General features: G+C 39.9%; 20 protein-coding genes. 2 read left to right on the top strand and 18 right to left on the bottom strand.

Features of this window, described 5'->3' with window-relative positions; all coding sequences use genetic code 11:
- Position 1: 1 nt before the first annotated feature.
- The 7 genes from CRO17_RS13600 to CRO17_RS13570 all read right to left on the bottom strand — a co-directional run bounded on the left by CRO17_RS13600 (position 2) and on the right by CRO17_RS13570 (position 5,930).
- Positions 2-262, bottom strand: coding sequence for a hypothetical protein (locus tag CRO17_RS13600; RefSeq protein ID WP_097043041.1), 261 nt, complete (start codon positions 260-262; stop codon positions 2-4).
- A gap of 177 nt (positions 263-439) precedes the next feature.
- On the bottom strand, positions 440-565 hold the full coding sequence (locus CRO17_RS18060; RefSeq protein WP_425444459.1) for a DUF3953 domain-containing protein: 126 nt from the start codon (positions 563-565) through the stop codon (positions 440-442).
- 127 nt (positions 566-692) lie between these two features.
- Complete coding sequence (locus tag CRO17_RS13590; RefSeq protein ID WP_097043039.1) at positions 693-1,388, bottom strand: hypothetical protein; 696 nt, start codon at positions 1,386-1,388, stop codon at positions 693-695.
- 197 nt (positions 1,389-1,585) lie between these two features.
- On the bottom strand, positions 1,586-2,560 hold the full coding sequence (locus tag CRO17_RS13585; protein WP_097043038.1) for a tRNA dihydrouridine synthase: 975 nt from the start codon (positions 2,558-2,560) through the stop codon (positions 1,586-1,588).
- Between the two features lie 269 nt (positions 2,561-2,829).
- On the bottom strand, positions 2,830-3,075 hold the full coding sequence (locus tag CRO17_RS13580) for a DUF4190 domain-containing protein (RefSeq protein ID WP_097043037.1): 246 nt from the start codon (positions 3,073-3,075) through the stop codon (positions 2,830-2,832).
- 121 nt (positions 3,076-3,196) lie between these two features.
- Positions 3,197-3,874 carry an N-acetylmannosamine-6-phosphate 2-epimerase gene (locus CRO17_RS13575; protein WP_097043036.1) on the bottom strand — a complete coding sequence of 226 codons (678 nt, stop codon included), beginning with the start codon at positions 3,872-3,874 and terminating at the stop codon, positions 3,197-3,199.
- A 49-nt stretch (positions 3,875-3,923) separates the two neighbouring features.
- Entirely contained in the window at positions 3,924-5,930 is a 2,007-nt protein-coding gene (locus CRO17_RS13570; RefSeq protein ID WP_097043035.1) for a glycosyl hydrolase 115 family protein, read from the bottom strand.
- Between the two features lie 713 nt (positions 5,931-6,643).
- Between CRO17_RS13570 and CRO17_RS13560 the strand changes: the two genes are divergently transcribed.
- Entirely contained in the window at positions 6,644-7,162 is a 519-nt protein-coding gene (locus tag CRO17_RS13560; protein WP_097043033.1) for a hypothetical protein, read from the top strand.
- Between the two features lie 909 nt (positions 7,163-8,071).
- Positions 8,072-8,971 (top strand): LysR family transcriptional regulator, encoded by a 900-nt coding sequence (locus CRO17_RS13555; protein ID WP_097043032.1) that lies wholly within the window; start codon positions 8,072-8,074, stop codon positions 8,969-8,971.
- A gap of 43 nt (positions 8,972-9,014) precedes the next feature.
- On the opposite strand, the gene CRO17_RS13550 is transcribed toward CRO17_RS13555, so the two are convergent.
- The 11 genes from CRO17_RS13550 to CRO17_RS13505 all read right to left on the bottom strand — a co-directional run bounded on the left by CRO17_RS13550 (position 9,015) and on the right by CRO17_RS13505 (position 20,841).
- The gene (locus tag CRO17_RS13550; protein ID WP_097043031.1) at positions 9,015-9,914 is read right to left on the bottom strand and encodes a 3-hydroxyacyl-CoA dehydrogenase; all 900 of its coding nucleotides are present in this window, start codon (positions 9,912-9,914) and stop codon (positions 9,015-9,017) included.
- Positions 9,915-10,561: 647 nt separating this feature from the next.
- Positions 10,562-11,947: a 23S rRNA (uracil(1939)-C(5))-methyltransferase RlmD gene (gene rlmD, locus CRO17_RS13545; protein ID WP_097043030.1), complete on the bottom strand. Its 1,386-nt coding sequence runs from the start codon at positions 11,945-11,947 to the stop codon at positions 10,562-10,564.
- 109 nt (positions 11,948-12,056) lie between these two features.
- The gene (locus CRO17_RS13540; protein WP_097043029.1) at positions 12,057-12,974 is read right to left on the bottom strand and encodes a diacylglycerol kinase; all 918 of its coding nucleotides are present in this window, start codon (positions 12,972-12,974) and stop codon (positions 12,057-12,059) included.
- A 142-nt stretch (positions 12,975-13,116) separates the two neighbouring features.
- Entirely contained in the window at positions 13,117-13,566 is a 450-nt protein-coding gene (locus tag CRO17_RS13535; RefSeq protein ID WP_097043028.1) for a DinB family protein, read from the bottom strand.
- A 112-nt stretch (positions 13,567-13,678) separates the two neighbouring features.
- Positions 13,679-14,413 (bottom strand): alpha/beta fold hydrolase, encoded by a 735-nt coding sequence (locus CRO17_RS13530; RefSeq protein WP_245864795.1) that lies wholly within the window; start codon positions 14,411-14,413, stop codon positions 13,679-13,681.
- Positions 14,414-14,536: 123 nt separating this feature from the next.
- Entirely contained in the window at positions 14,537-15,967 is a 1,431-nt protein-coding gene (gene gatB, locus CRO17_RS13525; RefSeq protein WP_097043027.1) for an Asp-tRNA(Asn)/Glu-tRNA(Gln) amidotransferase subunit GatB, read from the bottom strand.
- The gene (gatA, locus tag CRO17_RS13520; protein ID WP_097043026.1) at positions 15,964-17,430 is read right to left on the bottom strand and encodes an Asp-tRNA(Asn)/Glu-tRNA(Gln) amidotransferase subunit GatA; all 1,467 of its coding nucleotides are present in this window, start codon (positions 17,428-17,430) and stop codon (positions 15,964-15,966) included. Before gatA ends, gatB begins: the two co-directional genes overlap by 4 nt.
- Before the next feature lie 11 nt (positions 17,431-17,441).
- A complete protein-coding gene (gene gatC / locus CRO17_RS13515; RefSeq protein ID WP_077304702.1) occupies positions 17,442-17,732 on the bottom strand; it encodes an Asp-tRNA(Asn)/Glu-tRNA(Gln) amidotransferase subunit GatC in 291 nt (96 codons plus the stop codon).
- A 277-nt stretch (positions 17,733-18,009) separates the two neighbouring features.
- The gene (locus CRO17_RS17910; RefSeq protein WP_281253831.1) at positions 18,010-18,138 is read right to left on the bottom strand and encodes a hypothetical protein; all 129 of its coding nucleotides are present in this window, start codon (positions 18,136-18,138) and stop codon (positions 18,010-18,012) included.
- Positions 18,139-18,150: 12 nt separating this feature from the next.
- Positions 18,151-19,497: a helix-turn-helix domain-containing protein gene (locus tag CRO17_RS13510; RefSeq protein ID WP_097043025.1), complete on the bottom strand. Its 1,347-nt coding sequence runs from the start codon at positions 19,495-19,497 to the stop codon at positions 18,151-18,153.
- A 129-nt stretch (positions 19,498-19,626) separates the two neighbouring features.
- Positions 19,627-20,841 carry a CamS family sex pheromone protein gene (locus tag CRO17_RS13505; protein ID WP_097043024.1) on the bottom strand — a complete coding sequence of 405 codons (1,215 nt, stop codon included), beginning with the start codon at positions 20,839-20,841 and terminating at the stop codon, positions 19,627-19,629.
- Positions 20,842-20,846: the final 5 nt, after the last annotated feature.

Here is a 20,846-nt window from a genome sequence, read left to right as displayed (position 1 = left end):
GCTAGTTCAGCCTCTGTACCATCTTCAGCTTGGTATCAGCAGATGCTTCTACTAAATCAATAATAGAGTCTTTAGGCTCAGACTGCATAGCCGCTCCATCGGGCGGTCCGCCTTGTCCATTCCCCATTTCAGGAGCACCAGTTTCAGATGCTGTTGCTGTATCCGATTCCGTATCTGATGCTGTATCCGAGTTTGCACACCCCGTTAAAAGCAGAAAGCTTGAAGCCACCGCATAGATTCCATTCTTCATCCAAGTATTCATATTTGTACCTCCGTTATTAAATTGCTGTGTTGTTTACTTGTCTTACTTTATCAGCAGATTGTGTAAACGGAATGGCACAAATACAGAAAAAGATAGCGAGTAATCCTACGTTTTTCCACAGAATTAAGTTGACCGAAGCGGATAGCTACTTGTTTTTCCACTAAACTAAAATAGCATTTACAATAGCAGATAGGATAGGATGAATAAAGAAGTTAGAAACAACATGACAGCTATAGGTTTTCTCTTATTCATATACTCAGAAATCCCCAACAAAAGAAACATCAATCCTAAAAAGAAGAACATATAGACATGGATACTGGAATTATTTGTGGTTAACCCATATATTGAAAAACATAATACTATTATTGCACACACTATTTGCATCACTTTTAACAAACTCCACACCTCATCTCGTCAGAACAATTGTAACTTACAGCTTTCGCAATTTTTCATCCGACTTCATAATAATATGCACGCTAGAAGTACTTGCCCAATCAACGTGGTTTTCCCTATCAGATACATCAATCTTTTTCCTTAGCTTTACTGTTTTCGTTTCTTTTCCTTGTAAACTCATCACAAACGGTGTTTTATCATTCATTAGCGAAAGCACCAGGAGTTCGTCATCATACTGGTGTTTATCGTAGAATGTAACAGTGAATTGAACATCTTCCTCACTTTTATTTTCAAACACAAGTTCACATTCACCATCCATGTTAGATTCCCCAATCATTTCGAATTCGCAAATGCTGCTATCCCGATCATAAGAAACTGCGTAAATACCTGTTGCAAATGTCTCTTGATATGAATTTACAACCAAAGCAGGTACATAAATGGTAACCAATATCCACAGGAATACGGCACGTTTATGATACCTTTCTAACGACCTGGTCAGGAAAAATAAGCTTACAATAAACAATATAAGTGAAGTAATGCCAACATATTGCAGCCCATTCATAGGTTGGGGCGGGAAATGCAAAGCCGTCATAATTGTCTCACCAAAAGGGACTGCATGCGGAAATTGAACCGTTATTGCTGAAGATACGATAAGAAGAAGAAGAGCAATCCAGAAGTACTTTATATTTTCAATCAATTTAACACCTCTGCTAATCCAGAATTTGTTAGCCATCTACTATTATTCTATACGCATAAGTATTGCTTTCGGACTCATTTTTTCAATCAAGACTGTCTCTTTACTTTCAACCGCCCAAAGAAGACTGCAATCAATAACAGCATAAACTCACAGAAATAACATAAAAAAACCAAGAAATCAGTATAGAAAAATACTGATTTCTTGGTTTGGTTAGGCGAGGACGTACTATTTATTTACACATCCTGATTCTGTCTCTGTCCGAAGGTATCAAGCAGTTCTCTTGCTTCATTGGTTGACTTTGTATTCATCAATTCATTTCTTAATGCACTTGCCCCTTTGAAGCCTTTTACGTATATCTTAAAGAAACGCGGAAGCGGCTTGAATGGACGTTTTACTTCTTGTGAATATTTATCGTGAAGATCAAGATGCAGCCTTAGAAGATCGAGCAATTCCTTGCTAGTATGTTCTTTCGGCTCTTTCTCGAAAGCAAATGGATTTGTAAAAATTCCGCGCCCAATCATAACCCCGTCAACACCGTATTTTTCAACGAGTTCCAATCCCGTTTTACGATCAGGAATGTCGCCATTGATTGTTAAAAGTGTGTCCGGTGCTACTTCGTCACGAAGTTTCTTAATTTCGGGAATTAGTTCCCAGTGTGCGTCGACTTTACTCATCTCTGCTCTTGTACGTAAATGAATAGAAAGATTAGCAATATCTTGTTTCAGCACATGTGTCAGCCAATCACGCCACTCTTCGATATCCGTGTACCCAAGTCTCGTCTTTACACTTACAGGCAGACCGCCTGCTTTCGCTGCTTGAATTAACTCAGCCGCAACTTCGGGACGACAAATCAGGCCGCTCCCTTTTCCATTCCCAGCTACATTCGGAACCGGACAGCCCATATTGATATCAACGCCCTTAAAGCCTTGCTGCGCCATCCCAATACTCATCTCACGAAAATTCTCCGGACGATCTCCCCATATATGGGCAACTATGGGTTGTTCATCTTCTGTAAAAGTCAAACGACCACGCACGCTATCCTTCCCATCAGGATGACAATAGCTTTCCGAGTTCGTAAATTCCGTAAAGAACACATCAGGTCTAGCTGCTTCACTCACTACATGACGAAAAACAACATCCGTCACATCCTCCATAGGAGCCAGCACAAAAAATGGACGCGGTAAATCACGCCAAAAATTATCTTTCATATATAAAATCCTCTCATTATAGTTACCAGGCAAACCTTTATCTAAATCTTAATAAAGCTAAATAGACTATACTTCTTTTACTTTTATAGCATGTTGGAGTACTTTTTATCAAACGACAGTAAATTTTGAACATTTCGTACAGTGAGAGAGTTGCATATGAAAAAGCCTAGAATTCGGAAACCGAAATCCAGGCCTGATTTGAAAAATCTAGTATACCGACTAAATAACAGCTAGTGACTTTAAGATGTATGCTTATTCTTTTCTTTCTCTTAAAACAAGTAACTTAAAAGACCGATAATACTGCAAACCACCCCTAGTATTACTAACCTTCTACCTTTTAGTTCTTTTTCTTTTATCTCTTTAGAGGCAATGAAAGCAAGTATTAAAGCGGTTATACCTTGTATTCCTCCTTCACCTACAAGTAACACTCCCACAATTGAAATGAGTCCCGTCAGAAAGCAAAGAACCGCCTCTAAGCAGTAGCCTCTTGTTTCACTATATCCTTCTGTACGCACAAAATCATCCCTTACCAGTTACATCAATCTTCTTTCTCAATTGGATATTTTAAACAATAAAGTATTAATATCCTTTTATCAACACTTAATTACTTATGTGATGAAGATTATGGTAAGACCATCAACTTAATGTTTCCACAAACCGTTCCGTAATCTGCTGCGGCCTAGTAATTGCGCCGCCAACCACCACGGCATATGCACCAATCTGCAGACATCGTTTAGCCATTTCCGGCGTCAATACATTACCTTCAGCAATGACAGGTATACGAACATGTTCAATTACTTGTCTTAAAAATTCAAAATCATTATCGTAAAGCTTCTTCTTATTTGTTTCCTCTGTGTATCCGTATAATGTAGTAGAGACACAGTCAAAACCAAGTTGCTCCGCTTGTATAGCTTCTTCTAGGGTAGCAATATCCGCCATTAATTGTATCGATGGATTTTTATCTCGAACATACGCTACTAATTCACTTAAATCAATGTTATTAGGTCTTTTTCGTTCCGTGGCATCCATGGCAATCATCTCACAGCCACTTTCAAGCAGCTCATCCATTTCTCGATAAGTGGCTGTGATGAACACAGAGGAATCTTTATAGTCACGCTTTACTATCCCTATGACTGGCAAGCTTACTTCTTTTTTTATTTCCATAATATCTTGCTTGGAATTTGCCCGTATCCCTTTAGCGCCGCCCTGCTTTGCAGCTAGTGCCATTTTCGACATAATAAAGGAGCTGTGCAAAGCTTCGTCGGGTAAAGCTTGGCAAGATACAATTAGATTATTTTTAACAGCGTTTAACATTCTGCCTTTCCTCCTGCGAGATAAACAGATTTTATTGTCATATACCTGTTCAACTAATAGATATTTTTTCTTTCATCGCATAAAAGAGCTCATCATCCGTCATGTGGTTCCGCAAATTTGTCAGCAGCATAATTCTTCTATCATCTTCTGCATACATAAGTTCTCGCTGCCAGTCAAAAAATCTTGGTCCCTCTCCAATCATGCGTATGAAGTTCATCAGATTTTTGAGGATATAGGCAGTAAACTTACAATTACTTAAGCAATCATTTTCATAAAAACCGTTCCAGACACCGTATTCACTATTTCTCATTTCTGCATTTGCTGCTTGAAACTTTTCAGAAGCCCTGCCTGCCTTGTAAAAAGCACGCATATATTTTCCATCCGCAAAATCCTCATATGCATCGCAAAAATCTAATACGCCTTGTATACAATACAAATGTAACTTCGACTGCATATATATAGTAGAATCAAACACCTTTTTTTGCAGCTCTGGCAATGTGTTACTAATTTCTTTGCATTTGCCCGCCAACTCAGAGAAGGACTTCAACCCTTTTGAACAAGTGTTTTTTAGATACGCCACTTGTCGGCCAAGTGAAACATCGCCTGTGGCCCAAGCAAACGCTGGCGCATGATTATTGTAATCCTTCATCCATTGCGTAGCCAGCACTCTTACACCATAATTATAGAATTGCTCACCAGCGTGGTCATCTTCATGATCGCCATACTTCACCGTACACGTTGCATAGTCTGAAAAACAAGCCGCGACATCACCGAAGTCACCGAAATATTCTGAAATAAAAGCTTGTGCATGGCTCGTACTTTCAATCTCTTTTCCTTCCCAAATCTTTTTAACAGCGTCTAAATAAAACACATGCGGCCGTATATTCGAGCAATTTACGATTAGGAAATCACCCACACCTTTTGTGAATGCATGGTGCAATTCCTGATTAACAAAGTCGATAGAGTTCGGAAGCATCGTAATATGGTTTGCTGCTTGCAGATCATAAAAGGACACGTGATAATAAATTCCATGACGCCCTTTACTTTTTGGCAAAGCCGGTACTCTCAAGTTAGTAACTTCTTGCCTTCTAGAAACCATTTTACCGTAACCATTATCTGCCCATATCTTTATAATATCTGGATTAAGCTGAATATGTCCTTCATTGTACAGTTCCATAACCTCGCCATATAAATTTGTACAGCAAACAGGATTATCTACATATTTTCCGACCAAGTTATACTGAATATTGATTAATTCGCTAATTAACGCGCCTCTTTTTTGAGGTGTGTCATATGCAGGATCCTCCGCCCAAAAAGGATAATCCCCCTGCCCCCGAAACCCCAAATTAAAAACGGTCTTGTTATTTTTCTGCTCCGCTATGCCCTCCTCCCATAACGCATGAAAAAGTTCAGGATGTTTTTTATAAGATGCTTCTAAATGAGGATATTTTCGTGTAAACATCTCCGCACCCAAAGGCTCCGCATGATGATGCGTTATCCAAAGTCCTGTATCCGCAGCTTTTTGCCGAAACTTTCTCGAATTACGATCTGTCCCCGGAATAACCATATTCCCCCCGCACCTAAGCAACGCCTCAAAAGCCATATCCCACAATTCTAACGATTGATTTTTCTCACACATATAATCGATCAAAACCTCATCATTAATAAACCAGCCTCTGTATTTTACGGCCTTCTTTGAAGAAGTATATGTCCGCATAGGAATTTCAATATAATCCACAGACTCGGTTTCCTGATCCATCCAAAACCAGAACGAATTGATCTTCAGAAATTCATTACTTAAGAAAAGTAATGCATAGATAAACCCTAAATCATCCGATGCTCTTATCTCCATAGTATCTGGAGCGGAAAAGACAATCCTATATTCTTCTTGATCAAGATCCGAATCACACACTAAGTCAATCTTGTTTTCTACCGCCTCTGTTTCATTGAATTTCTTTGCCATATCTCGCTTTAAGATGTTTATACCGTTTAGGATTGGTTTGGAAGCTAGATCTGAATTGATTTTTGTACCTCTATTGAGATAGAAGTTATTCATTAAAATCCTCCCGCTTAATTCGAATAATAAATATGAACGTTATAATTCAATCTTACCTAACCTTGATTCATCTCTCCAGAAATAATTCAGTTAGCATTTCTCTCTTCTACTCCCATTAAACATAGTTGATAGCGCTTTACTCCGGATTCCTGTTTTTTTTCAGAGTGACCTATTCTCGTCCCGTTATAATAAAGGCCATACCAATTATTACGTTATAGCACTTAAGTAAGACCGGAAATCAGAGTTGTGGTTGGCTGATAAAGATTAAGATAGTCCGCCACTAACCATCTGAGACAATAGGTTAGATAGTTTCCTACAGCATTGATGAGGTCTTTCATCCTGACCATACATTGAACCGTTAAGAGCCACTTATGCTCCAATAAAAAGTCCTTATATTGTTTAATACCCTTTAACGCTTTGTCAATCAGCATCTCCTTATAACCACCGGTATAAAATCCGCTGTGTTATCTTTCTCTAAGATAGAAAACAAAAGATAAGTTTTTTTGTTGAACAAGTTATCGTCATTTCTCTATATTATCAGTCATAATTTATTTATGAATTTCCTATTACAAAGAAAGTCTTTTTAAAAAAAGATTGTCTGCATCAAGATATCCCTTTCTAGTGATGATTAGAAATACTATATGGTATTTAAATCCATTTATCTCTTTGATAGACTACAAATGTTAAATAATACTAATCTAGGAGGAATTATTATGAGTAGAAAATTAAATTGGGGAAAGTTAATAACAGTGTTATGTACGATTATGTTAACTCTTACAGTTGTAGGTCCTTCTGTAAGTGCAGCAACTAAGCAAACAACCGCAGAAGAAAATTCAGATACCAAAAGATTAGAGTATGAGGAGCTAAACAAGATAATTAACGAAACTGCAAATGAAATAAAAAGTGAAGCTCCTAAAGTAAATGTTGCCAATGAACAACCTACAATGCACACAATGGCAGCAGGTTCCTTAGCTGTTAAACTAGCAAAATTATTCGGAAAAAGTTATGTAAAGTCCAAGCTACCCAAAAAAATATATAAAGCTTTTCCTAAGTCTCTAAAGGACAATGTTAGTGAAGCGAAGTGGGTGGGTATTTGGAATACATACATCTTAATGGGTCCTTTAGATGAGGTTAAGAACAGTGTCGCTAATGCATTAAAACCTTATGTTTGGGATTGGGTTGCTACAACTTGCGGGTATATTGCGCAAGGAATAGTATATGCGGTAATATAAAAGTAAAGAAGGTGTTACTATTGAGAAAATCGTCACTTATAGTTGCGCTTGTCCTATCGGTTGCTGTGACTTTGCTCAACTTCTTAGAGAACAGTTTCGTATATGGTTCTATCATGAGTATCATATCTATATTAATTCTGCTTGAGTTAGCAAAACAGTTCAAAAATAGCCACAGATGAAAAAGTTAAAATATAAACTTTCCCTGAGTAAAGACACGTATAAGCGTGACTTTACTCAGTTTTTTGCTATGTTTATTCCCTCTTTTTCACCTCTATTTCTGAGTATATTAGAAGAATTATCTTGGGTTAATCAAATACACCCTTCTCACCTTTTACCTTCAATGATTTTTTTTGATATTCTCCTGCTTGAATGTGGACAAATTGAAACCTTAAGGATTTAAATCTACGCAACGCCAACTTTTAATACTTTCCATAATACAAATATAGTATATTTCATCTAGATATCCATTTTTATTTAGAATATCCATAACCGATGTCCCCCCTTGCCATCGTTCGAGTTAAAATAAAGATCTCCGAGAAAAGAAGGAAGAGAATATTGAGAAAAGCTTTTAAGGTCAAGGGCTGCACATGAAAAAGACCCGTACTGTAACAAGTCGCATTAATCAATAATTTCGTCCCCTTTGCTTTTTAGTTTCTCTTCCGGTGAGAATGTAAATGAAGACTAAGAAAACGATTACCCCAAATTAACACTTCAAGTATAAAGCTTTCTGTTTTAGAGACCGCTGACCGATGTTGCTTTTGCGCATACCTTATTGCTTCTATTAAACCTCCTTAAAATTCCTCGCCCACTATACTTTTATCTTTATTTACATATCATCTCTCCACTCTTTTTTGATAAAATAACTTTTACAAACTAAAACTAATGTAAAACTATTTAAGGTGACAAAACATGAATATAACCCAGCTTCAATATTTAGTAGATGTCGGAGAGTTAGGCTCCTTTACTGAGGTCGCTAAAAAGAACTTGATGACCGTCCCAGCAATCAGCCTCTCCATAACCCAGTTAGAAACTGAATTAGACGTACTGCTTTTCACACGCTCACGCAAAGGAGTAGTTCCAACCGCTGAAGGAAAAAAAGTCATCCAGTATGCTGTTTCTGTCTTGAAAACAATCGACAGGCTTAAAAATGATATTGCAGTATCAAAAAACAACCAGTACGGTAATATTGTTATTGCTGCAATTCCCGGATTAGTGTCCCAAATCATTAACAATACCCTTGAATTCCGAGAAAGCTTTCCTTATGTAAATGTGCAAGTAGTGGAGGAAGATACGGCTGCTGTGCTGGAACAAGTAAAAAACAGCCATGCAGATATGGGGTTTGTTTCACTAGGATCAAACAATCATGATGTTGCATTGGAATGGGAACCGATTAAAAGAGTTGAAGTGGTTCTTGCCGTTAACAAAAGCTCCTTACTACGATTCAACAATAAAATCTCCCTTGACCAAATCATAAACGAAATGCATGAATCAATCGTATTGTACAATGACCCTTACTTGAAGAAAATAGCTGACGATTTGTTTCCAGATAACTTGAGAAATAGGATTGCATTGACGACAAATAATGGAGATGTCCTTTTACAAATGGTGCTGCAAAGGAATGCTATCACGATAACGAATGATTATATTATCCAAGCATTGCCGGCACATTTAAGAGATGAAGTGGTGACGATTTCAATTAATGAGTACTTTACCCTTTCCAATTATTTATGGCGTGTAACGAGAAAAAATGAAAAATGCGCAGAAATGGTAGATCAATTTACCGAGCATCTTTTGCAAGACTTAAAATAAAAATAATCCTCCTGCCATTATGACAGGAGGATTTACTTTTTTACTAATTCCCCAAGAAATTAGGGTCCATAAATCGAGGATTAGGATATTTATAGAAGCCTTCTCCTGTAGCAACCCCAAGTTTCCCTTTATCAACATATTCTGTTTTCAGTAGCTCTGCAAGTTTCTTAAATTCTGAATTTCCTGTTGCGTCCGCTTTAGCCTTCACAATATTATAAGATGTATTGATTCCGACAACATCTAATATTGCAAATGGACCTTTTGGAGCTCCTGTAGCGATCATCCATGTTTTATCGATTGTCTCAACATCTGCAACCTCTCTTGATAGCAATAGCTCTGCTGCATCCAGAAGAGGAACAAGCAATGAATTCAAAATATATCCTGGTTGCTCTTTATGAAGAGGCAATGCCACCATTCCAATTGCTTTCGCAAACTCAACTACTTGGTCAAACACATTCATATCTGTGCCTGGATGCTTCATAATTTCGGCTGTATTATTGATCCAAATTTCATTAGCAAAATGAAGTGCTAGGAATTTTTCAGGACGTCCTGTCGCTTCAGCAAACTGACTTGGCATTAATGTTGATGAGTTTGATGCAAAAACAGTCTTATCTGGCGCAACTTCATTTAGCTTCTTATAAAACTCTGTTTTAATCGTCACTATCTCTGGTATTGCTTCTATCAGCAAATCTGCATCAGCAACTGCCTTTGCCAGGTCGCTAGAGTAAGAGATGCGGTCAGATGCAGAATCTACTTGCTCTTTACTTGCCTGTAAATCCTCTTGATAACGCCCTTTCAATATGTTTACTTTGTCTTTAGCTGATTGTAATGCTACATCATTAATATCGTATACTGTTACATGAAAACCATTAAATGCAGTTTGGAAAGCGATTTGACTTCCCAAAACCCCACTGCCCGCTATTGTAATATGTTTGAATTCCATGATTTTTTACCATCCCTTTGTACGATAAATTAAACAATTAATTACTACATCTTTATTGTAAAATACATTTTACATAAAATAAATTTAATAAAACTTAATCTTCCTTAATTTTTATTTAATCTAAATATCACAGTTCGGAGATAGTGTGATAATATAGATTTTCGAATTTGCTGCGGAAGGAAAACTAGAGAAAAATGAATAAGAGCACAGGTTGCACACGAAAAAGACCCGGAAATCGGCATTGTTTATTTTACCGAAATCCAGGTCTTATTAGGAAAAGTCAATTATCACTGGGAAATGTTTATTTTAGTTAGACACTTTTGTACAAAAATAATAAACATTTCCTAAAAAGACCGCCTCCAACCCGCATTCCACCGTTCGAGTTAAAATAAAGATTTCCTACCGAACCCCCATTTTCACACTTTTTCTGTTCAAAATTGGCTGTTTTTCACCTGCTTTTCCACCTTTTTTTTCACCTTTTTTCCTCAGTTAAAATAAAGATCTCCGATAAAAGAAGGAAGAGAATATTGAGAAAAGCCAGTAATGACAAGGGATAATAGAAAAAAGACCCGGAAATCGGAAATGTTTATTTTACCGAAATCGGGGTCTTATTAGGAAAAGTTTATTTTTACTGGGAAATGTTTATTTTAGTTGGACACCTTCAACTCAATCTCCGCCACACACTCAATATGCCCAGTCTGTGGGAACATATCCACTGGCTGTACTTGTTTTGTCTCGAAGCCGCCGTCTTCCAGGAAGCGCAGATCACGAGCGAGTGTGCTTGGGTTGCAGCTTACGTAGACGATGCGTTTTGGTTTCATGTCGATCATGGCTTGCAGCAGTTCTTCGTCGCAGCCTTTGCGTGGTGGGTCGACGACGATGACGTCTGGGTTAAGGCCTTGGGCTTTCCACCATGGCATTACTTCTTCGGCTTTGCCGACGTAGAATTCAGCGTTGTCCATGTGGTTTAGCTTGGCGTTCATTTTCGCGTCTGATACTGCTTGCGGGACGATTTCGACTCCGTAAACTTTCTTGGCTTTTTGTGCCAGGAACAAAGAGATAGTTCCAATACCAGAGTAAGCGTCGATGACTGTTTCATTTCCGCTTAAGTTGGCATATTTTAATGCTTGGTCATACAGCACTTTTGTTTGTGCTGGGTTCACTTGGTAGAAGGACTGCGCTGAAATGGCGAATTTAATATCTCCGATTGTATCGTAGATGTACTCTTCTCCCCATAGAAGCTTTGTCTTGCGGCCAAGGATGACGTTTGTGCGTTCTTTGTTGATATTTTGAACGATTGATTTGATATGCGGGTACGTTTCATGCAGCTCCGCTACAAGCTCTTTCGCATATGGCAGTTCATTCGTACGTGTAACGAGCACAATCATCGTTTCATTTGTCTGCTGGCCAGTACGAACCATGATGTGGCGTAAAACGCCGCGGTGCTGTTCTTCGTTATAAGCCGGAATTCCAAGACGGCTGGCAATACGGCGGACTGCTTCGACCATGCGGTCATTGACCTCGTCTTGAATAACACAGGTTTCCATGTCGTCAATGATATCGTGGCTTCGTTTACGATAGAAACCAGTAATCATCTCACCATTGCGTTCAGCTGCTGGAATTTGAATTTTGTTTCGGTAGCGCCACGGATCATCCATGCCAAGTGACGGGTGCACAGGCACATGCTCCAAATGACCAATTTTCTTCATCGCGTTCTGCACTTGTCTTTGCTTCATGTCCAGCTGCATCGTATAGCTCATATGCTGCAGCTGACAGCCGCCGCATTGGATGTACACATCACATGGCGGTTCTACTCGGTGTTCACTCGGCTTGGTTACTTCAAGCAGCTTCCCAAATCCGAAGTTCTTTTTGGTTTTAATTACTTTAACTTGCGCTGTCTCACCTGGCAGCGCATATGGAACAAACAATGGATAGCCGTTTACTTTTCCTACACCGTCCCCATCATGGGTAAGATCCTCGAAAGTGAGCTCAATTGTCTGATTCTTTTCAACTGGTGGCGTCGTTTTTGCCATTTTCATCGTCCTTTTTGTGTTTGCTTTCATGAGTGTATCACATTGTGACTAAAATCCGAAATACAGGTCTATTGCCCGGGAAATATGTCGAAAAAAGAAACAAGACAGCTTATTTTTGTAAGCTATCTTGTTTCTTTATGAATTCATCTGTTACGAAGTATTCAATGTGCTGATGCAGATTGACGAATTCACCTGGCAATGAGCCGCCGTATTCGCCGTCAATATTGAGCTGCATCTTATCAGCTGGTTTTACTTTAATCCGGTTAGCTCTTGTATAGAAGATCAGATCATGATCCAAGTGTGCTCCTCGAATGGCTAAGGAAACAACACGAATGAATTCTGCAATATTTGTCTTCCGTAAAATAACCAAATCGAACAAACCATCGTCCAGCAAAGCATCTGGAGCTAGTTTTTCAAAGCCGCCGACAGAGTTTGTATTGGATACGAGGAAGAGCATAATCTCATCTTCAAACCATTTGCCGTCGTACTCAATTTCGACCTTGATTGGGCGAAGTGATGGCAGCATTTCAATACCTTTGAGATAATATGCCATCTGACCGAGCATCGTCTTCGTTTTGCTGGGCACGTCATAAGTAAGCTCTGTCAGCTTTCCGCCTCCCGCAATATTCATAAAGTACTGGTCGTTTACTTTTCCAATATCAAGCTTGCGTGTCTTGCCTTCTAAAATAATCTCCGCTGCTCGTTTGATATTGCGGGGAATATTTAATGCACGAGCCAAGTCATTCGTCGTTCCGACCGGAATAATGCCGAGTTTCGGGCGATTTGGCTGTTCAGCTAAACCAGAGACGACTTCGTTCACCGTACCGTCTCCGCCGCATGCAACAACCAGCTCATAGCCTCGCTCTACTGCGAGGCGTGCTGCTGCCTTTGCGTCGCCTTCACAGGTGGTCGCATGTGCCGACGTTTCATAACCTGCTTTTTCAAAGATTTCCAGTACATCCGGGAGCTCCCGTCTGAACGCTTCTTTACCAGAAGTTGGATTATAAATGATCCGAGCGCGTTTCATCGTATTGCCTCCTACCAAACCTTACGTTCACTTAGTCCATGCTCTATCATAGCTTTTTTTTCCTATTTTGAAAAGGTCTTTGCCGCTGCAGGAAGCCTGTCTACACACAGTATAGGAAATACAAGCTCTATTTAATCCGTTTTCAGGAAATTCCCTGCTCTTTTCGCCAAGATCCCTGCACCTTGCGAATATGAACGATTTGACCTGTATGATACGTGATATGCTGGCAAATATGCGCAATCTCTTTTGACCATGTCTGGAGCTTTTCTTCATCCGCTTCCTCTACTGCCTGAAGCCAGCTATCCATGATGACAAAGAACTGCTGTACGGTTTTCTCCCAGCTTTCTTCGCCCTCAAATGTTTGCTGAATTTCTGTAACCTTCGTTCTCTCCTTCCCCTCTTTAAACTGCTTTAAATAATCAGCTTTGTAGAAAAGCAAATGCCGGATAATGTCGTGAATGGAGTTCGTCTCTTCTGTATCTGTCCACGCCGCTTGCTCTGCTGTCAGTCCTTCGATTGCTGGCTTTAGCGGCACAAACCAGGTAGTTTTGTTATAGGAGGCTTCGATTTGATCTAATATGTATGATTTCATTTGTATTCCTCATTTCTAAATTGATATATTCATCTTTTCCTGCACACTAACTATATAGAAATAGGCGCTAGTTTACATGTAATATATTGATGCAAAGCAGTTTAATCTCCTTCTATTCCAGCAACTTATACTTTCCTGTACGTCCCCCCTTAAATTGCTCATTCAGCCAACTTTTCATGCCTTCAACCATATCTGCTGTAAACTGATGATTCACATCTTTATAAATATCAAATGCAACCAGTGGACTATTACAATGTGCAGCATACGCATGCTGACCCTCCACATGTATGATTGTGTCCTTGTCACCGTGCATAAGCAGTACTGGTGCTTCGCTGTACTTTCGCTCAACAGGGTCATAAGCTTTTACTCGCTCTTTCTCTTCTTCTGTTAAGGTGCCTCTTCCATCTTTCTGTCGAAATAGTTCTTCTGATAGCATAAAAGCACCTGATCCATTCACATTCACCAAACCTTGTATTTCATCATATCTAGCAAAGATTCCATTGGCGATAAAACCGCCCATAGAACTGCCAATAACGAGAATGTGTTTCATAGCAATAGCTAAGTCAGATATAAGGAATTCGAATTCATCGATTGTTTGGAACACCGTGCTCCAAAACAATTGCTGTCGTGATTTGCCATCAAAGTGATTAGCTATCGGATTTCTGCTGTCATGGTGCATAATGTCTGGTAAGACTACTTTATATCCTTCTTTCTGCAACTCTTTTGCCAGATCATCATAGCCAGCTGTACTTCCTCCCCAGCCGTGATAGATGAAAAGAATCGGTGCTTCCGTATCCGAACCATTATACATATGATAAGGGAGCTGTACTTTCTCTCTTTTCCTCATGATCATCCCCCTGTCCATTTTCCTCACTCTGCTTATAGTCTATCAAATAACGAAGCGACAAGCAGAATGTATAGAAACCTCTATACAAAAAAAAGACCCTGTCACAAGACAGGATCTTCTTTCTTAGCGCTTATTCATTTCCGCAACGAGGATTTTGTTTACCATTGGCGGGTTGGCTTGGCCTTTTGTCTGTTTCATAACTTGGCCGACTAGGAAGCCGAGGGCACGGTCTTTCCCGTTCTTGAAGTCAATAACAGACTGTTCGTTCTCATCAAGGATTGCTGTGATGATTTCTGTCAGCTGTCCTTCATCAGAGATTTGAACAAGTCCTTTATCTTTAACGATTTGTTCTGGATCGCCACCATTTTCTACAAGCTCAGCGAATACTTTCTTCGCCATCTTAGAAGAAATGGTGCCGTCTTCGATTAGTTTAATCATTTTCGATAGACCTTCAGGAGTTAAGGCGATATCAGAAAGGTCTTTCTGCTGCTTGTTCAAGTAAGCAGATACCTCACCCATCAGCCAGTTTGAAGCCCCTTTGGCGTCTGCGCCAGCTTTCAATGTTGCTTCAAAGAAGTCAGACATCTCTACGCTTAGCGTCAATACCATTGCATCGTATGCTGGCAAGCCAAGCTCATTTATATAGCGAGCTTTACGAGCATCCGGAAGCTCCGGAATAGATGCGCGAATGCGCTCTTTCCAAGCGTCGTCGATGTACAATGGCACAAGATCTGGCTCTGGGAAGTAACGGTAATCGTCAGCGCCTTCTTTAATACGCATTAGAATCGTCTCTTTTGTGGACTCATCATAACGGCGTGTTTCTTGAAGGATTTCACCGCCGGCAAGCAATACTTTCTGCTGGCGTTTTTCTTCGAATTCAAGCCCTTTTTGAACGAATGTGAAGCTGTTCAAGTTCTTCAGCTCTGCTTTTGTACCAAATTTCTCTTGTCCAATTGGACGAAGTGAAATATTGGCATCACAGCGCAAGGAACCTTCTTCCATCTTCACATCAGAAACGCCCGTGTACTGGATAATGTTGCGTAGCTTTTCCAAGTACGCGTATGCTTCTGCAGGTGTACGAAGGTCTGGCTCAGATACGATCTCAATTAGAGGCGTACCTTGACGGTTGTAATCGACGAGAGAATAGCCGTCGCCTGTGTGCGACAGTTTACCAGCATCTTCTTCCATGTGGATACGTGTGATACCGATTTTCTTCGTATAGCCGTCTACTTCGATTTCAATCCAGCCGTTTTCACCGATTGGCTGATCAAATTGTGAGATTTGATATGCTTTCGGGTTATCCGGATAGAAGTAGTTTTTTCGGTCAAATTTAGTATGTGTTGCGATTTCACAGTTCAGTGCCATCGCAGCTTTCATCGCAAAGTTGACTGCTTCTTTATTTAAAACAGGAAGCACACCTGGGTACCCAAGATCGATTGGGTTTGTGTTTTCATTTGGTTCGGCACCGAATGCATTTGGGCTCGGGCTGAAGATTTTAGATTTTGTCTTCAGCTCTACGTGTACTTCGAGTCCGATAATAGTTTCGAAATTCATCCTTTTACGCCTCCCAATGCCGGTTTCTGTTTGTGATGATCTGTCGCTTGCTCGAACGCATGAGCAGCACGGTAGATCGTCGCCTCATCAAAATGCTTGCCGATGATTTGCAAGCCAATCGGCAGCCCTTCACTTGAGAATCCACATGGCAGGGAGATTCCTGGAACACCTGCAAGGTTTACCGGGATAGTCAGGATATCAGTTGCATACATTGTTAATGGATCTTCCACCTTTTCGCCCACTTTGAAAGCAGGAGTTGGTGTAGTTGGTCCAACGATTACATCATAGTCTTCGAACACTTTATCGAAGTCGTTTTTAATCAATGTACGAGCTTTTTGAGCTTTCTTATAATAAGCATCGTAGTAACCAGAGCTTAACGCAAATGTACCAAGCATGATACGGCGCTTTACTTCCTCACCGAAACCATCACGGCGGGAGTATTTGAACACATCCACCATGTTCTCCGCTTGTGTAGAACGTACGCCGTAACGTACACCGTCAAAGCGTGCAAGGTTTGCAGATGCTTCTGAAGAAGACAGCAAGTAGTATGCTGCTACTGCGTAACGAGAATGCGGCAAGGAAACTTCTTCCCAAGTTGCACCCAAGTCTTCATACACTTTTAATGCAGATTTAATGGATTCACGCACTTCATCGGATACACCTTCGCCAAGGTATTCAGAAGGAACCGCGATGCGAAGACCTTTCACATCTTGTTTCAATGCTTCTGTGTAATTTGGAATTTCTACATCAGCACTTGTCGAGTCCATTTCGTCATGACCTACGATTGCTTGCAGCAAGTGTGCATTGTCTTCTACTGTACGTGTCATCGGTCCGATTTGGTCAAGAGAAGATGCAAATGCAACTAGACCGAAACGGGAAACAAGACCGTATGTAGGCTTCAAGCCGACAACGCCGCAGAATGCTGCTGGTTCACGGATAGAACCGCCTGTATCAGAACCAAGAGAGAAGAAAACCTCTCCTGCTGCTACAGCTGCAGCAGACGCACCACTAGATCCGCCTGGTACATAATCTGTATTCCATGGGTTGCGTGTTGTGAAATAAGCAGAGTTCTCATTCGAAGAACCCATCGCGAATTCATCCATGTTCAGCTTACCAATCGTTACCGTGTTTTTCTCTTTCAGCTTGGAAACAACTGTTGCATCATAAAGCGGGTCTGTGAAGTTATCCAAAAACTTACTCGCACAAGTAGTACGAAGACCTTTCGTTACGATATTATCTTTAATACCAATCGGAATACCGAATAGCGGATTGTCGCTGCCCTGCTCGTCCAATTCCTTCGCATGAGCACGCGCCTTCTCCTCATCAAGTGTCAAGAAAGCTTTTACTTCATCATCCACTTCCTTAATACGGTCATAGGAAGCATCGACGAGATCCGTAACCGTGATCTCTTTGTTATGTAGCTTCTCTTGTAATTCTTTCAATGTATAATCAAACAAAGACATAATCTTCCTCCTTAGTCCAAAATCGACGGCACACGGAACTGGCCATTCTTCTCATCCGGTGCATTCTTCAATGCATCCTCCCGGTCGATCCATTTACGCGGTTCATCCTCACGCATGACGTTCTTCAAATCAAGCACGTGTGTCGTAGGCTCCACGTTATCCGTATCAAGCTCATTCAAAAGCTCAGCATACCCAATAATCGCATCGAGTTCCTTCGTCATTTTTTCTGCTTCTTCATCAGTAATGGCAAGACGCGCCAAATGCGCAACATGCAAAACCTGTTCTTTCGTAATCTCTGACATACTGTCACCTCCGGAATTCACCATACATGTATATAAAAATGATCATAGCAAAAGGAGCTGCCGTAAAGCAACCAGACTATAACATATAACTATTTTAGCACGTTTTAATCAACAAACGAAGTCCAGCACCACAAAAAGAAAAAGCCCGCCTTATTCGAAAATAAAGCGAGCAATTGAGGGTCTTACTTAAGGGAAATAGTACATGTTGTATATATTCGGTGAAGGTTTGGAATCTCCTTCTTAGGAAAAAGAAAAAATGCAGCAATATGCTGCATTTTTAGAATGGTAGATTTATGATCGTATAAATCCCTGGCTGGTTGTCAGCAGTGTGGACATCATCATTTGAGAGTAAGAAACTTGCACCTAATGTAACTACAACTGCAACAGCAATGATAATTTTTTTCATTAAATAGACCTCCTAAATTTTCAATAGATTCTCATAAGTGCGGCTAGCTAACTTATAATAATTGGCAGCGTTCTTGTACTTTTTAATCTCTTCATAATATGAAGCAATCATATTAGAATAGATAATTATATATACATTATCTTCTTGTTCAATGAGATAGGGAATTAACTCGTTTACCATTAAGCTTTCGAATTTATTAAACTCTTCGCTTATCATATATTTAAAAACCTTAATTTCCAAATCTACCAACTTGGTTTTTATAGAGTTGGCTTGCATTATTTCCTCAGCAAAAGTAATATACTCACAAGCTTTGTCATACTCCTTATTTAATAGAAACTCTCTTATTAAGGAAGTACCCGTAGTGAGCTTATAATTTAAAGGCACATTTTCTAATTCAAATGCAGCCATATAATACTTTATTGCTTCTTTTGAATTTCCAGCTCTGGAATGCAAGTAACCCAAGTTATGATTCGTTAATTGTATTACTTCATTAGATTCTGTGATTTCACCCAAGTGCTTTGCAAGATTATATTGTTTTATAGCCTGTTCCAACATATGGAGTCTTCTATAGGCTATACCTAGTATGATATGACACTGGGCGCAGCGAATAAATTTATATGAATTTCTAAATATCTCTAGTGCTTTATTTGCATATTCCATAGCATTAAGGTCATTTACAAGTTTACTATGCAATATACTGATAATGTAATATAAATCAGCTGATTCATCTTCTGTGATATCAACAGACCCTAAAATGCCCTCAGCTTGTTGATAGAGTGATAATGCTTGATTTAATTTTTCTTTCTCACCGTGATAGTAATTCCCCAAAAATTTATTCCAATAAAACAAATGAATTGGCTCAAAAGTATTCTCCAGTGATTCTAGTCGTTCAATCTGTTCCTTCGCTTCCTCAACTCTGCCTTCCACCAAGAAAAACCTGATCTTCTGAATCTCGAACAACATTTCATGGTCGGAATTATTTGCTTTAAACAGAACCTCAAGTTCCTCGAATCGCTGTCTTCTTTCGTCGGCATTGTGTACCTCGTACAGCATGCCGTACCATTCCTCTGCCTTCTCCTTAATCATATCTTCATTCTCTGCGTTCAGCTGAATGCCGAGTCGTTCACAGAGGAGGCTGATGACTTCGGGGCTGGCGTCGGTTTTTTGGTTTTCAATTTTGGACAGATAGGATTCTGAAACAATGCCCGCTGCAAGATCTTCTTGTGTCATATTTTGCTTGATTCTATGTAGTTTAATTAAAGGGCCTATTTCCATTTGGGCTACACCTCGAAACATTTTTTTCTTTCTGCGTAAGAGCTTGTGCCCAAGACCATTGCTGGAATGTGTTCCTGTTTTCATTTTAACACATCCCAGCTTTTAGCATATTGGGAAAGTAGGGATTAAAGCGTATGCTTCTCTACCTATTTTCAAGGGATACTTTCCTGGTCTTGTCTAATATTGTATAATTTTGTCTCTATATTGGCTGCTTTAATTAAGAATATAAACTTTTGGTTCTTTTGTATCGTGTTCTCTTGTGATGAGCGCTTCGGTTTGATCATTGGATGTGATGTTCATTTCCAAATCATAATAGTTTGGGAAGATATCCATAATCTGTCCGTATGCATACTGCGAGAATGCGACAACTTCGGCATTTCCTTCAAATTGAATTGGTATATCAATTGTCAGCTTTTTCAGCTCGCCATCCTGGTAAAAGCCTCTGCCGACCATTCCTGTGTAGTTCGGGAAGAAACTTGCTACTTTTGTTTCAAAAGCGGTAATGTATTGGCTCTCATCAGGATAGTTTTCTTCCGCATCATCCGATGGGAACAAGACGTTATCTTCCTTGATTTTCTTCCAATCTCCTACCGAACTGCTGCCTTCTTCTACTGTCGTTTCTGCAACAAAGTTACCAGGTACAACAGATTCTTTCTTTGCTTCACGATAGATGGCGATATGAATTGGCACTTGCCCAAGTCCTTCTTTTTCTCGCATTCTTTCTACAATTTTCTTCGCCATCTCATTGGCTTGCGAAAGCATCTCGTCTTGTGAAATTTCTTCACGGTAAGGACCTTTACCGCCTGTTGTAAATTGGTATTCCGATTTCATGGCAAGTGCAATAGAAACTCCGCCCAGTTTAATGTCGCCGTTGTCATCCTCTGTCATATAGTCCTGCTCAAGAATGTGAGAAAGATATTTCGGGTTATCGCGGAAATCATCCTCCTTTGCTTCATCTTCGTTCAACTCTGGATTCAGACCAAGTTCTTTTGCTTTTTCTTCATTAGAGATTTTTCCATCTTTATCTTTTTGCGCCTTTGAATAACGGCTCAGCCAGCTGTACAGCGTGTCGCTATCGAGCATTTGCCCTTCACGGAAATAATAATCCTCCGGACTAAATACATCCTTGGAATGATTACGCAGGCCTTCCTCGACCTCACTAATATCCAATCGGTTGGCAATCTGATTGATAATTACGCCACGTGCTGCGCTCGTTTCGTAATTCACAACACCTTTGGCTTTGCTGTTTTCGTAAGGAAGCAGTACTTTATATTCTTCATCTGAATAATTATAGCTGGAAACAACCGACGTTTTTTCCCCGCCGTCTGCTGTTTCCTGCTTTACTTCTTCTTCACCGTTTCCTACCGGTCCGCAGCTTGCCAGCAAAAAGAGTGCTCCTATACCAAGAACACCTGCTATTTTTTTCATGTGTT

Source organism: Terribacillus aidingensis (assembly GCF_900215625.1).
GTDB classification, from domain to species: Bacteria; Bacillota; Bacilli; order Bacillales; family Amphibacillaceae; genus Terribacillus; species Terribacillus aidingensis.
The sequence above is the reverse complement of the archived record's forward strand: the minus strand, read 5'-3'. Positions and strand labels throughout refer to the sequence as shown.